Origin of the sequence: Duncaniella sp. C9 (genome assembly GCF_004803935.1) — a bacterium.
Lineage (GTDB): Bacteria > Bacteroidota > Bacteroidia > Bacteroidales > Muribaculaceae > Duncaniella > Duncaniella muris.
In genome coordinates this window covers 1,788,453-1,803,951 of record NZ_CP039547.1, presented here as the reverse complement: position 1 = coordinate 1,803,951, position 15,499 = coordinate 1,788,453, and the positions used below count along the sequence as shown (strand labels likewise).

Annotated in this window: 9 protein-coding genes; 1 reads left to right on the top strand and 8 read right to left on the bottom strand. The window is 49.1% G+C overall.

The genetic code is table 11. The features are described 5' to 3' along the window. Positions 1 to 40: 40 nt before the first annotated feature. The 4 genes from E7745_RS07310 to gyrA all read right to left on the bottom strand — a co-directional run bounded on the left by E7745_RS07310 (position 41) and on the right by gyrA (position 5,909). Positions 41 to 1,396, bottom strand: a complete 1,356-nt coding sequence (locus E7745_RS07310) for a BT_3928 family protein (RefSeq protein WP_123398678.1) — start codon at positions 1,394 to 1,396, stop codon at positions 41 to 43. Further along, positions 1,353 to 1,898 (bottom strand): DUF1599 domain-containing protein, encoded by a 546-nt coding sequence (locus tag E7745_RS07305; protein WP_123398677.1) that lies wholly within the window; start codon positions 1,896 to 1,898, stop codon positions 1,353 to 1,355. Before E7745_RS07305 ends, E7745_RS07310 begins: the two co-directional genes overlap by 44 nt. Before the next feature lie 129 nt (positions 1,899 to 2,027). Beyond that, a complete protein-coding gene (locus E7745_RS07300; protein WP_168182039.1) occupies positions 2,028 to 3,206 on the bottom strand; it encodes a lipopolysaccharide assembly protein LapB in 1,179 nt (392 codons plus the stop codon). A 78-nt stretch (positions 3,207 to 3,284) separates the two neighbouring features. Beyond that, complete coding sequence (gyrA, locus tag E7745_RS07295) at positions 3,285 to 5,909, bottom strand: DNA gyrase subunit A (RefSeq protein WP_107033346.1); 2,625 nt, start codon at positions 5,907 to 5,909, stop codon at positions 3,285 to 3,287. A 250-nt stretch (positions 5,910 to 6,159) separates the two neighbouring features. On the opposite strand from gyrA, the gene E7745_RS07290 reads away from it, so the two are divergent. Next, on the top strand, positions 6,160 to 8,772 hold the full coding sequence (locus E7745_RS07290) for an ATP-dependent Clp protease ATP-binding subunit (RefSeq protein WP_136409176.1): 2,613 nt from the start codon (positions 6,160 to 6,162) through the stop codon (positions 8,770 to 8,772). A 109-nt stretch (positions 8,773 to 8,881) separates the two neighbouring features. On the opposite strand, the gene E7745_RS07285 is transcribed toward E7745_RS07290, so the two are convergent. From E7745_RS07285 to E7745_RS07270, 4 genes are all read right to left on the bottom strand, one after another. Next, positions 8,882 to 10,477: a hypothetical protein gene (locus E7745_RS07285; RefSeq protein ID WP_124075520.1), complete on the bottom strand. Its 1,596-nt coding sequence runs from the start codon at positions 10,475 to 10,477 to the stop codon at positions 8,882 to 8,884. A gap of 315 nt (positions 10,478 to 10,792) precedes the next feature. Continuing rightward, on the bottom strand, positions 10,793 to 12,574 hold the full coding sequence (locus E7745_RS07280; RefSeq protein ID WP_136408553.1) for a hypothetical protein: 1,782 nt from the start codon (positions 12,572 to 12,574) through the stop codon (positions 10,793 to 10,795). 289 nt (positions 12,575 to 12,863) lie between these two features. After that, entirely contained in the window at positions 12,864 to 14,651 is a 1,788-nt protein-coding gene (gene lepA, locus E7745_RS07275; RefSeq protein ID WP_123400186.1) for a translation elongation factor 4, read from the bottom strand. A gap of 74 nt (positions 14,652 to 14,725) precedes the next feature. Next, positions 14,726 to 15,283, bottom strand: coding sequence for a hypothetical protein (locus tag E7745_RS07270; RefSeq protein ID WP_136408552.1), 558 nt, complete (start codon positions 15,281 to 15,283; stop codon positions 14,726 to 14,728). Positions 15,284 to 15,499 lie beyond the last annotated feature (216 nt).

Below are 15,499 nucleotides of genomic sequence, written 5' to 3'. Positions count from 1 at the left end.
AGTTGTTAACAATCCTGATTTGCGAATAGTTGTCAGATCGTCACTCCTTACCGGTCTCTGCCGTGCTATCCGGCTGTCCGATTTGCGCCTGCAGTTTCTCTGCTTTTTTCTTACGGCGCTTCAGCATCCATGCCACAAGACGACCGCTGCGGTCAAACACCATTATTATTACTATCACAGTAGCAAACAGAATGGTCAGGCCGTGAAGTATCTCTTTGGAGTCCGGATCAAGCTCTCTGTCAATTTCACTCAGCTGCGTGTCTGACACTATTTTGTAGCTGATAGACGAGAGAGTGCGTTTCCAGACCACGACACCGTCATGCAGAAACACTATGGCCGCATGTCCGCGCGCCAGCTCCTTTATAAGCGTAGGCTCTGCGGTATATATGTCATATGAGGCCATCGAGACATCACGCCAGCGCTCTATCCCCTCTTCGTCAGCATTGACCAAAGCCACCATTGAGCCTCCGCGATTACTGATATAGTCATTGAGTTCGTTAAGAAGATAGGTGTATGACAGGTCTACCTTTGACAGATCCGGGATAGTGACTATGAACTGGTCAGCCTCAGGATCAATTATATCGGCTGCGATGTTTTCGCCGTCTGAAATTACGGCAAATCCGTCAGTCACAGTCTCTGAACCTCCGATCAGACGGCGGTCCACGAAAGTCCATGTAGAATCCGGCAGATTGTCGAGCGTGAAACTTTCCTCCCGGCCGTCTTTTTCATAGATGAACTCATATTCCGCCTCTTCCTCGCTTTCCTCATCACTACTGTCGGCAGAGGCAAGCAGGTCGGTGCCAGGTTCAAAGCGGCGGAAATCAATCATCGGCTGCACATTATAACCGAAAAACGCCACGAACAGGATATAGAACGACAACAGGCCTCCGATCACCCACTGGACATAGGGCACAAAAAGGCCGTCGACCCGCTTGTTGAATCTGAACAGATACAGCAGAAAGAGCGTCAGGAAAATATTCTTTATGAAAGTGGCATTATTTGAAATCAGCAGGAAGTCGCCGAAGCAACCGCAGTCGGCAACCGGATCGGCAACCGCTATATAGAGCGTGAGCGGCAGCATGAATGCCATCATCAGAAGCATGATCCATGTCACGGCCCTCTTGTAGCATCCTAACAGCAACAGAGAGCCACACACGAATTCCACCCCGCCAAGCAGGAAGGCGGCAAGCACGACCAAAGCCGACGGCACGTCCCAGCCCCAGACATCAAGATATTCCGCTATCTTATAATAGCTTCCCCAGACATCTATGCTTTTGGTGAAACCAGACAGCACAAAAGTCGCGCCTACAATCAGACGGAATATCCAGACCAGAGCCGGATGGAAGAAACGGTCAATCCTTTTCTTCGGTGAGTTTGATGATTGCGAAGACGGCATAATTAATTATATCCATATAGTTGGAATCAATTCCTTCCGAGACACTCGTCTTGCCTCCGTTGCCTTCTATTTCCTTGACGCGCTGGAGTTTTGTCAGAATGAAGTCGGTATATGAATTGACTCTCATTCCGCGCCATGCATCGCCATAGTCATGAGTTTTGGCGGCAAGGAGATCACGTATCACTCTGACATATCTGTCATAAAGTTCCACAGCTTGCTCCGGGCTGATGTCAGCTTCATCGGCAAATCCGAGTTCAAGCTGGATAAGCCCCATGACACCATAGTTCACTATGGCATAAAATTCGCCGAGAATGCCCTCGTTGACCAGAGCCTCACCCTCTTCAAGAGTGCGGATGCGTTTGGCCTTTATATATAGCTGGTCTGTGATTGACCGCGGACGCATTATGCGCCACGAAGCACCGTAGTCAGCCAATTTTTCGGCATAGATCCTACGGCAGTCTCCAATCACCGCATCAAACTGTTCCAATGTAGATGTCGCCATGCGTGTTTACTTGGTATATATGATGATATTTTTATATGAAAACAAAAAAGTTATGAAACCGGCCGCTAAAAACCTTCCGGTCCGGGCTTCGGTTTCATAACTTTTTATGAATTGTCAGCTTCCGGGATATTACTGTCCCAGAAGATTTTCGACACGCAGAAGATTCTCACCGTCATTAAGAACATAGTAGATGTTCTTGAGATAGCGGAGAGCATCAGTCTGCTCGCTGTCGAGCTGATAAGCCTTTTCGAGATATTTTACGGCTTCAAGAAGGATGGGACGCATGGTCTCATAGTTGTACTTGTTGTACTCGTTCTGCGGCATGTTGGCAGCAGCCTGGTCAAGAGCGTCATATTCCTGCACAAGCATACGTCCGTAGTAGAGGTTGTTGTAAGCGTTTTCGCTGTCAAGTTCAACAGCCTTCTTGTAAGCATTCTTGGCTGCGATAGTGTCATTCTGCTGTTCTTTGAGCACACCGAGCGACAGATAGTAAGTGCCGTTGTTCGGATCAGAAGCAATCGCATTGTTGAGCATGTCGGTAGCCTTGTTATATTCCTTACGTTCAATGTAGCTGTTGACCAGACGCTGGAGGAAGGCGGGATTTGAGGTTCCGAACTTATCAAATGCAATCTGAGAGTAGCGGAGCTTGCGTTCCTCGTCGTTCATCTGATATGCCACACTATAGGCATAGTCATAAGCTGCGGGTTCGTCATAGCCCACAGTAAGAAGCTGGTCAAATGACTCGGCTGCCTGCGGAAGCATTTCTGCCTGCCATGCGGCAAGAGCGCGGTTATATTCGATTGACGAAGCTGTAGAGTCGGGGAGTGCGGCGGGGGCGTTCTTTCCGAAGCGGGGATTTGCAGGGATGGCGAGATAGTCGGTGAAAGCCTCGTATGCTTTGCCGAATTCACGTGATTCCCAGAATGCGGCGCCTGCGTTCAGAAAGTCATTGGCATGGCCGGTGATCTGGCTCACGATATCTTTTGAGAGTTTGGTCTTGACCTTGCCTTTGGCATCGACAACAGTGTCACAGTCAAGGGCCTTGAGACCATAGTTATATCCGTCAAGAAGCGCGTTGCCCATGTCGACGAGGCTAACATCCTGGCCGATGGTCTTCTTGGCAAAGAGATCGTCATAGAGTTTAAAACCGGCTTTTCCGGGAATCCAGTAAGTGTTTGCTTCTTTCTCAGTTTCAGGATTTGAAAAGGCGGGAGTGATTGCCTTAATCGCTTTCTGATAAGCGGCATAAGTAGAGGCATTCTTGAATTCCTTTTCAGCTTCCTTCACCACGGCTACCTGAGCTGTCATTGAGGAGGCAGCGAGCAACCCAAAGGTTAAGACGCAGATTTTTTTCATAATGGAAAGTTAATATTAGGGGATTAATGATTATTCTTCGCTTTCTTCGGCGATCTCTTCGTCGAATTCGTCATCTACCTCTTCTTCAACGATATCAGCATCAAGAAGTTCAGCTTCGGTCATTTCCGGAGCTATGTCCTGGGCCTCAACCTGTTCAACTTCCTCTTCAGGATCGGTATCTACGCAGCAGACAGAGGCGATCGTATCATTGCGCTTGTCAAGGTTTATGATGCGCACACCCTGTGTCGCACGGCCCTGCTGACGAATGTCGGCCACATGGATGCGAAGGGTGATGCCGCTCTTGTTGATGATCACGAGGTCATTGTCGTCACAGACACTCTCGATGGCCACAAGCGCGCCGGTCTTTTCAGTGATGTTCATGGTTCTGACACCCTTTCCGCCACGGTTGGTGACACGGTAGACAGGCACTTTTTCGCTTTCGCCGGCCTCGTTGGTCACGGTGGTGTCAAGCGGTGTGCGCTTGCCATAGCCGCGTTCACTGAGTACCATGACATCATTGGTTGTGTCAGCCGGCATGCAGATCATGCCTACAACCTCGTCATCATCACCGTCAAGAGTCATGCCGCGGACTCCGGCCGACATACGGCCCATCTCACGCACCTTGCTTTCAGGAAAGCGGATAGCGCGACCGTTGCGGTTGGCCAGAAGGATCTCGCTGTTGCCGTCTGTCATCTCGACTGCGAGCAGTTCGTCGCCCTCGCGGATGATGATGGCGTTGACACCCTTGGATCGCGGACGTGAGTACGCTTCAAGGCGGGTTTTCTTTATGACGCCCTTCTTGGTGGCAAACACAAGATTGTGGGTGTTGACGAATTCCGAATCTCCGAGCGACTTGGTGCAGATAAATGCCTTGACGCAGTCGTCAGAGTCTATATTGAGCATGTTCTGGATAGCGCGGCCTTTTGAATTCTTAGCTCCTTCGGGAATTTCATAGACCTTGAGCCAATAGCAGCGGCCCTTCTGGGTGAAGAAGAGCATTGAATTGTGCATCGAGGCAGGATAAATGTGCTCGATGAAGTCTTCGTTGCGTGTATCAGAGCCCTTTGCGCCGACACCTCCGCGGTTCTGGGCGCGGAATTCGCTGAGCTGTGTGCGCTTGATGTAACCGAGATGCGAGATGGTGATGATCATGTCATCATCGGCATAGAAATCCTCAGCGTTGAAATCGCCGGCGGTATAGTCTATGTCAGTGCGGCGGGCATCGCTGTAGCGGTCACGCACTTCGATGAGTTCGCTCTTTATGAGTTCGCGGCAGGTAGCGTCATCTGACAGAATCAGTTCCAGACGGGCTATTTCCTGTTCGAGAGTCTCGTATTCATTGCGGAGCTTATCCTGTTCGAGTCCTGTGAGCTGACGCAGACGCATTTCGACGATGGCGGCGGTCTGCGGGTCTGTCAGGCCGAAGCGATCGCGCAAGGCATCACGGGCGCTCTGGGTGTCGGAAGCTGCGCGGATAATGCGGATCACCTCGTCAATGTTCTGCGAGGCTATGATCAGACCTTCGAGTATATGGGCGCGCTCCTGGGCTTTGTTAAGTTCGAATCTGGTACGGCGTATCACCACATCATGGCGGTGAGCCACAAATTCAGAGATCAGATCCTTAAGATTCAGAGTCTTGGGGCGACCGTTGACCAGGGCCACATTGTTGACGCTGAACGAGGCCTGCATCTGAGTCATCTTATAGAGCTTGTTTAGCACCACATTTGCATTTGCATCGCTCTTGAGCTTGATGACTATGCGCATACCTTTATAATTACTCTCGTCGTTGATGTCAGCGATACCGTCGAGTTTTTTATCAGTGACAAGAGTGGCTATATAGGCGATAAGTTCGGCCTTATTGACACCGTAGGGTATTTCGGTGACAATTATATTCTCATGATTGTCCTCTACCTCAATCTCGGCTTTAGAGCGGATAACGATTCGGCCGCGACCGGTCTCATAAGCTTCCTTTACGCCATTGTAGCCATAGATTGTACCTCCTGTGGGGAAGTCAGGGGCCGGGATGTATTGCATCAGACCTTCGATGTCGATGTCAGGATTGTCGATATAGGCCACACAAGCGTTGATCGACTCTCCGAGATTATGTGTCGGCATGTTGGTGGCCATACCGACAGCGATGCCGGAAGCGCCGTTGACGAGAAGATTCGGAAAGCGGGTAGGAAGCACTACCGGCTCCTTGCGGGAGTTGTCATAGTTGGGCTGGAAATCCACGGTGTCACTACCGATGTCGGCCAGCATTTCTTCACCGAGCTTTTCAAGACGCACCTCAGTATAACGCATTGCCGCAGCGCCGTCACCGTCGACCGATCCGAAGTTTCCATGACCGTCGACAAGTGTGTTGCGCATGGCCCAGGGCTGCGCGAGACGCACCACGGTGCCGTAGATAGAGGAGTCGCCGTGGGGATGGTACTTACCCATGACCTCGCCGACGCAGTTGGCCGACTTCTTGTGGGGGCGGTCAGAGGTGTTGCCCATCTCATTCATCCCGTAAAGCACACGGCGGTGCACAGGTTTGAGACCGTCGCGCACATCAGGGAGCGCACGCGACACGATCACCGACATCGAATAGTCGATGTAGGCGTTCTTCATCTCGTTTTCTATATTAATTTTAATTATACGATCTTCTTCAATCATGTGTTTGAACGTGTTTAAAAACCGAGTATTTTCCCCACAAAGGTACGAATTATTTTACAAAAATCGTATCTTTGCCGATCAAGAATTGTTTTTTAATTGTTATTATGATATCACTGACCACCGTTAGCGAAGTTTGGCACAATTTTTGTAGTGTCAATCCATGTCAGTGACATTTATCCGACTCAACAATTACGGGACACTGACACACCCTACCCCTCTTTCATCACTTAACAAGAAAGGTAAATTTCAGATGGACACTGTTTATTCACAGAATTTCAAGGAGATCATAAGCGACTCTCCCAGACAGGCCGCCCGCCATAACACCCGCTATGTCATGCCGGAACACCTGCTGCTGTCGCTTCTCTCCGATATTGAAGGCGAGCCGGCACGCCTGATCGACCGTGCAGCCAAGGGCGCCTCTGCCTATGAGCTGAGAGAAAATCTCGACAAGGCCCTCTTCAACGCCGCTACTGACGCCGACTATCAGGGCACCGTAGGCATTTCTGATGTCAGTCTCAGCGATCTGACCGGACGCATTATCAAACTTAGTGCGCTCGAAGCCCGTATGCTCAAAAGCAACGAAGTTGACGCCACCCACCTGCTGCTGGCAATTTTCCACAATTCCGATGCTCAGAATTCGGAATTCATGACCGCTTTCCACCGCGCCGGCATTACCTACGAGGCCATATATCGCCTGCTGGCCACCGATTCAGATCTTGCCACTCCGCTCAACGCCGACTTCGCCGAAGAAGACGAGGACGATGAGATGCCGCCACGCTCTTCCGCTCCTCAAGGCGGACAGCAGAGTTCGTCGGCTTCAGGCAAACGCCAGGGCACCCCAACAGCTCAGCGCCGTGGCAACGACACTCCGGTGCTCGACAAATACGGCAACGACATGACTCTTGCCGCTGAAGAAAACCGCCTCGACCCGGTGGTGGGACGCGATGTCGAAATCGAGCGCCTGGCCCAGATCCTCAGCCGCCGCAAGAAAAACAATCCGGTGCTCATCGGCGAGCCTGGCGTAGGAAAATCAGCCATCGTCGAAGGCCTGGCCCTGCGCATAGTCCAGCGCAAGGTCTCGCGCATTCTCTTCGGTAAGCGCGTTGTGTCGCTCGACATGGCCTCGATCGTGGCCGGAACCAAATATCGCGGACAGTTCGAGGAACGCATCAAGGCCATACTCGACGAGCTTTCGAAAAACAAAGACATCATCCTCTTCATTGACGAACTCCACACCATAGTAGGTGCCGGAAATGCCGCCGGATCAATGGATGCCGCCAACCTTCTCAAACCGGCTCTGGCGCGAGGCGAGATCCAGTGCATCGGAGCCACAACTCTTGACGAATACCGTAAGAACATCGAAAATGACGGTGCTCTCGAACGCCGTTTCCAAAAAGTGATGGTCGAGCCGACCACCGCAGAGGAGACACGCATTATCCTTGACAACATCAAAGACAAGTATGAGGAGCACCACAATGTCAATTATACCCCCGAAGCACTCGATGCCTGCGTGCAGCTGACCGAGCGCTATGTCTCCGACCGAAATTTCCCCGACAAGGCCATTGATGCGATGGACGAGGCCGGCAGCCGTGTGCACGTCACCAACATCGCCGTGCCCAAGGAAATCGAGCAGCTCGAACAGCGCATTGAGGAGGTGGCCGCACAGAAACTCCGCGCCGCCCAGTCGCAGAACTTCGAGAAGGCTGCTTCATACCGCGACCAGGAGCAGCAGCTCAAAGCCACCCTCGAAGAATCGAAAGCCCGCTGGGAGGAACAACTCAATGCGATGCGCGAGACCGTCGATGCCGAAAAAGTGGCCGAAGTGGTAGCCATGATGACCGGTGTGCCCGTCCAGCGCATAGCCCAGGCCGAAGGCAAGCGTCTCAAAGAGATGGCTCCCACTCTCAAAGGCAGCATCATCGGACAGGATCCGGCTATCGAAAAGGTGGTCAAAGCCATCCAGCGCAACCGCATCGGTCTGAAAGACCCCAACAAGCCGATCGGCACCTTCCTCTTCCTCGGCCCGACCGGTGTAGGCAAGACCCACCTGGCCAAGAAACTCGCGGAATACATGTTTGATTCGGCCGACACTCTGATCCGCATCGACATGAGCGAATACATGGAGAAGTTCACCGTCTCCCGCCTCGTCGGAGCGCCTCCCGGATACGTAGGCTATGAGGAGGGCGGACAGCTCACTGAAAAAGTGCGCCGCCACCCCTACTCCATAGTCCTGCTTGACGAGATAGAAAAGGCTCACCCTGACGTATTCAACCTCCTGCTCCAGGTGATGGACGAAGGCCGCCTGACCGACTCGCTCGGCCGCCGCATCGACTTCAAGAACACTATCATCATCATGACCTCCAACATCGGTTCGCGCCAGCTCAAAGACTTCGGCAGCGGCATAGGCTTCGCCTCACCGTCGTCAAATGACAAGGACTATAGCCAGAGTGTGCTCCGCAAAGCCCTCAACAAGGCTTTCGCTCCGGAATTCCTCAACCGCATCGACGATGTGATCATGTTCGATTCTCTGTCAAAAGAGGCTATCTTCAAGATCATAGACATCGAGCTGGCAGGCTTCAACAAGCGTGTCAAAGAACTTGGCTACACACTGACAATCACTGACGAGGCCAAGAACTTCATTGCCGAAAAGGGCTACGACGCCAACTATGGCGCCCGTCCGCTCAAACGCTCCATTCAGAAGTATCTCGAAGACAAACTCGCTGAGCTGATCATCGACGCCTCTATCTCGGCCGGCGACGAGATCTTCGTCTCCTACCATCCCGGAGCCGAAGAACTCGACACTGAGATACGCCGTCCGTCAGCCCCCGCCCGGGCCGACAGTCTGACAGACGGGCAGGCATAATAGCAAACCTGATCTGCAGAATATCAACCAAAAAGATCGGCGGGCCTCCAGCGAGGTCGCCGATCTTATGTCTGATAGAGTTTCGATTTCTATTTCAGCAGATTCCTGATTACTTTACAAGCACCTTCACTGCCTTCGAGCCCTGGCGCTTGATGTAGATGCCGGGGGCAAGATTCTCGCCATTGACGCGGACACCCTGGAGGCTATACCATTCAACAGGTGCGTTTTCGTCAGCGACAACATCTGCAATACCTGACTCCGATGTCGGCATGCTCCAGTTTGCGGCTACGAATTTGGTAGTGCCGAATGTAATGTGGAAGTCTACACGGTCTTTATAGTATTTGACATCTGTAAAGGTCGGATTATAATATATACTCGGATTAGACTGAGCGTCGACGTTTTTTACATGTGTGTTGAACTGTTCTCCATCAGGAAGCTTGACAGTCAGAGACTTGTTTGAAGGCTTGTCAGTGCCGACATAATCATCAGCCACGCGTATTGCAGCGGTTGCTATTGGGCCTCCTTCCGCCGGGTTCGCAGCAACAGTCTTTCCGCTGATAGTAAACGGAATATTATAGCCTGACCTGCCGAAGTTGTAGACCACAACAGTGGTTTCATCAATCATATCAACATAGGTCGGCACTGTTTCATAAACACTTGTAGGATTACTATAAACGGCATAGTCCATGTCCACGAGTCGACCTTTTGGCACAGCGGGACCTTCTGCTTCTATAACTGCAAAACCGGTCTGATCGCCGAACTTAGTGTTGATATAGACTTTATAGCGTGCAGACTGAATGGTTTCGGAGCCTTCGATAACAACAGCATAGCTACCGGCCGTTTTCACGGCAAGAGCCCCGGTTTTGGTCTGGCCGGAAGCATCCTGAAGGCTGAATGTGGCACCTTCGATGACCTGATATGAGTCCGGATCATCTGAACTGACCCCAGCGGTGAATACCACAGGAGCTTTTCCGTCAGCACCTGCGCTACCTACCTTAAATGAAACAGCAGCTTCAGATCCGGCGAAATAGCTCAGTTTAAACGAATTGTCGCTACCAATTTCAACCGGGCTGAAAGAATCCTTGAACAATTCAGCACCCGATGCTGTCTGATAAGCCACATCTACGCCTTCACGGTCCTCAACAACAGACATATTAAAAACAACAGCGCCATAATCACGTCTTGTATCCATCAAATCAGGACCATTGGGTGTTTTATACAGAAAATAAGTCACTATACTCACTTCATACTCAGCCAGTCTCTGTGTCTGAGTAAAAGTTTCGCTTTTCAGCTTCACCCCATTAAGTTTTCCATTGATACATGAATACAGAAGACCGTCAACAAGAATCTGGTTCATCTCTTCATTGGCATCCTTATATTCCTTGATGGTAGTAAGGTTGAAGCGGCAGTTCTGACCATCCTTATCCTTAAGCACAAACAGGCCAGGTGTCTTTATGTCCGGGAAAGCCAGCACATTGTCTTTGATGGTAAATTTCAGATCATATATTGAATTCTGATATTTTTTCAGAGTATAGGACCCGTCTTCATTCTTCACTAATTCATTTGTGGTCGGATTAAACAGCTCCTCCTGAAGTTCTGTGGCAGTAGTACTGCCTATCTTATAATATTTGACTGATACATCGTCAGCCTGGGCGGCAGCACTACCGAGCAACAAGCCCACAATCGGGAGTAAAAACTTCTTCATAAGCAAAAAAGTGTTTGGTTAAAATTAGATTTATTGTGAATTTGATATCAATATCTCTGTTTCGCTGTAAAGTTGAGAAGTTTTTTTTTGTTTTGCAACTTTTTGCTACAAATTTTTTAATTTTTGTAGAGTTTTGTTTAACGATCTGTCAATCTGACACGATTCAACATGCCATCTGCTATCAATCTGTCATTTTTGATGACCTTTTTCCAACAGATTGACACACCTCGTGATCAAGCGCCCAAAATCAAGCCGGCACCCCCGAATCGGGAATGCCGGCTTCTTTATCATTCAGTTCAAAAAACTGCCTGCCGATTACTTCACGAGCACCTTGACAGTCTTCGAGCCCTGGCGCTTCACGTAGATGCCGGGGGTCAGGTTTTCGCCGCTGACACGGATACCCTGAAGATTAAACCACTCAGCAGGAGCATTCTCAGAATCGGTAATAATATCTGCAATGCCCGACTGGTCAGCCTTAGGCTCCCACTCTACTCTGTAGTTCACATTGTTTTCATCCTGGAAATAGACTGCATATACCTTGCGCACACCGTTACCGTCTTTATAATGACAGACATCAGGCATACCCCAGAGATCCAGATCAGGAGCATGGTCATAAACCTCGATTTTAGGGCTGAAAATCATGTATCCGCCTTTGCCGTCGTCAAGTCTGGACTCAAGAACCGCTCTCGGATAGTCGGGAATAGTTACAATCTTATGCGTATTGCTTTCTACAAGATTGTCCTTGTCATCAAGCACCTGGTCCCATTTGCCGAAACCGGCGGCAAGATCAAGCTCCTGGAAAGCGGAAAAAGAGTCATCGCTGTTCGGCTCTTTTGGCTCGCTCAACTGGAATGCCACATTAAAGCCTGAACTAAGGAAGTCATAGGCCACAAAATTATTATTGTCTATTATATCAATGTGAGAATCATATTCACTGATTTTATTCCAGTCGTAGCTCTTCATTTCATAGAAAGTCAGAGTGTTGACAGCGCCTTTCTTAAGCGGGGTTCCGTTCATCTCAAACACTGTATAACCGGTGACATCGCCGACTTTTATGTCGACATAAGCCTTATAGTGAGCCTTGTTCAATGAATATTCCTCGATCTGCTCGGCATAGCAACCCGCAGGACGCACCATAACCGGACCGGTAACAGTCTGACCGCCTGCTGTGACAAGGCTATAGACGGCTCCTTCAAGCTCCTGATACTGTTCGGGATCTTTCGCACTGTCGAAGCCCTCGGTAAACACAACTGATGACTTGCCGGCAGCCACTTCATCACCCGTGGTCTTCAGGCCGATCTTCACTCCTGAATTCAGGAAGTTATACACGCTGGTCGAACGGTCTTCTCTGTGGAGAATAACGCTCTTGGTATCCTCAAACAGCTTATTGTCCGACGAATCTACATATGAAACATTGACCGGATCACTCGGAATAGTCATGTCAAAGATAGCCCATCCCGAAAGTTCTTTTTCGCTATACGCCGGATTTTCGTTTCCGTATTCATCAACCTTATTGCCCACGGGAATACGGAATCTGTTGGCAACCCATATTCTATAATGCTTACCTTTGTCATCCTCGCCCTTAAATTCAGCAACCGAATGATTTCTATAAATTATCACCGGAAAAGAAAGTTCCTTCTTCGGCACAGGAATATACTGACCGAGACTATAATACACATAGCCGTCAACAGGCATCACCTTATACATATACGGGTCCTCAGTGCCGGGTATAAGCACCTCATATTTAGCTTCTGCAGAATTTTCGACAGAGCTCGTATAGACTGGAGGAGCGAAATCAAGTATAGGCGAGTTCCATACTTCTTTCGGAAAACGAGTCCTGTATCCCTCATCTCCGTTATAGACTTTTCTTGTGCCGTCTACCGAAAATGTGAGATCAAGTTCTGAATTTAAAAATTTCTTTACCGTATATGTCCCGTCTTCATTGATTATCAGTTCATGATCTATCGGATCAAAGATCTTTTTGTCAGCAAATCTCCAATAGCTGGGAACCTCATAGCAGTTGATGGTGACCACATCAGCCTGAGCACCGGCAATTCCACAAAGAAGCCCTGCAACCGGAAGTAAAAATTTCTTCATGACCAGGAATGTTATAGATTTAGGTTGATTTATTAGATGTTGTTTTAAACTATCGCTTAATCTGTTATATTTTTTAAGTTCAGCCGTAAAGGTGAGAATTTTTTTTGGCTTTTGCAACTTTTTGACACAGAATTTAAGCATTCTATCAATTTTTGCTCACAAACTACTCGTCGCATGTTTCCTTTCGCCCCGGAAATCTGACAATATGTCACGCCCGAAGAAAATAAGAGAGAGACACCGTAACGGCATCTCTCTCCATGCTTTTTTGATATCCTTACTATAATAGGTGTCAGTCCAGTTTCAGCACTGCGAGGAATGCTTTCTGCGGCACTTCCACCGAACCGATCTGCTTCATGCGCTTCTTACCTTTCTTCTGCTTTTCGAGCAGTTTGCGCTTACGCGAGATGTCACCGCCGTAACACTTGGCCGTCACATCCTTGCGCACGGCCTTGATAGTCTCGCGGGCTATGATCTTGGCACCGATGGCCGCCTGAATAGCGATGTCGAACTGCTGGCGGGGTATCAGTTCCTTGAGTTTCTCACACATGCGGCGCCCGAAGGTCACGGCATTGTCCACATGGGTAAGAGTTGACAGAGCGTCCACACTCTCTCCGTTGAGCAGAATGTCAAGCTTGATCAGTTTCGACTCGCGGAAGTCATGCAGATGATAGTCAAACGAGGCATAGCCCTTCGAGATGCTCTTGAGTTTGTCATAGAAGTCGATCACGATCTCGCCGAGAGGCATGTCGAATATCAGCTCCATGCGGTTGCCTGAGATATATTCCTGCTTGACAAGCTCGCCGCGCTTCGCCAGACAGAGGGTCATGATCGGTCCGATATAATCGGCCGCAGTAATGATCGAGGCTCTGATATAAGGCTCTTCGATATGGTCTATGAGCGTTGCCTCCGGAAGACCGGAAGGGTTATGGACCTCGGTCATGTTGCCGTGCTTGTCAAAGACGCGGTAAGACACGTTGGGCACGGTCGTGATCACATCCATGTCAAACTCACGTCCGAGACGCTCCTGAATGATCTCCATGTGGAGCAGTCCGAGGAAGCCGCAACGGAAGCCGAAACCGAGAGCCATCGATGACTCTGGCTGGAATGTCAGCGAGGCGTCATTGAGTTGGAGTTTTTCGAGCGAGGAACGGAGATTTTCAAAATCTTCGGTCTCGATCGGGTAGACTCCGGCAAATACCATAGGCTTCACCTCCTCGAAACCGTCGATCGCCGCATCGCAGGGTGTGTTGACATGGGTGATCGTATCGCCCACTTTCACCTCGCGCGAGGTCTTGATGCCGGAAATTATATAGCCTACATTGCCGGCAGAGAGTTCCTGGCAGGGCTGCATGTCGAGTTTGAGCACCCCGATCTCATCTGCATTATACTGCTTGCCGGTAGCCACGAATTTCACGAAATCGTTCTTCCGGATCGTGCCGTTGACAATCTTGAAATAGGCAATGATACCGCGGAAGGGATTGAATACGGAGTCGAAAATCAGAGCCTGCAGCGGAGCCTGCGGATCGCCCTGGGGGGCGGGCACTCTCTCTACGATGGCACGCAGAATGTCAGGCACGCCTATACCGGTCTTGCCGCTGGCGCGGATCACTTCCGATGGATCGCAGCCGAGCAGGTCTACAATCTGATCTTCCACCTCATCGGGTTTCGCACTGTCGAGGTCCACTTTGTTGATGACCGGAATTATCTCCAGATCATTGTCAATCGCCATGTAGAGATTCGATATGGTCTGGGCCTGGATGCCCTGTGAGGCATCGACAATCAGCAGCGCGCCCTCGCAGGCCGCAATCGAACGCGAGACTTCATATGAGAAGTCAACGTGTCCGGGAGTGTCGATCAGGTTCAGGATGTAGTCCTCGCCATCAAGATGGAAGTTCATCTGTATGGCGTGGCTCTTGATAGTGATCCCTCGCTCACGCTCCAGATCCATGTCGTCAAGCACCTGTGCCTGCAGGTCCTTGGCGGCTACAGTATTGGTATATTCAAGCAGACGGTCGGCAAGAGTGCTCTTGCCGTGGTCAATATGGGCTATGATACAAAAATTGCGGATATTCTTCATAATTGGCTGCAAATTTAATGATCGTAATTATATACTATTTACACCAAAAAAGATATTAAATAGAGAGTGCAAAATTACTCTTGTTTTGACTCTTCATGAAAGATAGAATCGTTAGGCATAGAGCTATTTACAACTTTTTCAATTTTAGCGTCGCCTTTACCTCCAAACGTAAGTGTATACTGATTCTCAGAAAAATTCAGAATAAACATTAAACTGCATAAAAGTAGCATGAATATAAATGCACCAAGAACACTTTGAAGTGTCCCATGTATGTAACACTTCCATGTTGATGCCGGTTTTATCGGTTTAATGACTTCATCCATTAAAGCAAGGTGATTTTGATTCATATTATCCTCAACATCCTTTTTAGACTCTTCTAATGAGTTAGAGAGAAAAGTCTGCAAGATACATGAGGCTATGAATTTGTATCTGTCGAGACTATTTTGGGTACTACTTATGAGATTAAAAGGTTTAAGGTCTTCCTCTGTTGGCTCTGTACCCCCATTTTCATGCTTAAACTTTGTAATGTAGTCTATTTTATCTTCTTTGTATAAAGCATAAGCAATATGCCCTATAATGTCGGCTTTATCCTCTACCAGTTGAGAATATATGTAATTATAGTTTCTTGACATGAAGATTTATAGCTTTTTCAAAGGATTCTCTAATTTGTTTAGTTGAAATTGTTCTGGAGTGAATCACACCCATAACTGAAACAGATATATTTAACTCCGATGTCTGCATAATAACTTCACCATAGTTAATTTGGTTACTACGGCTTTGCTGAATAGTGCGTTTATTTGCTCTAATCACAGTATCTACAGAGATTTTACACATAGTTCGAGTCATAT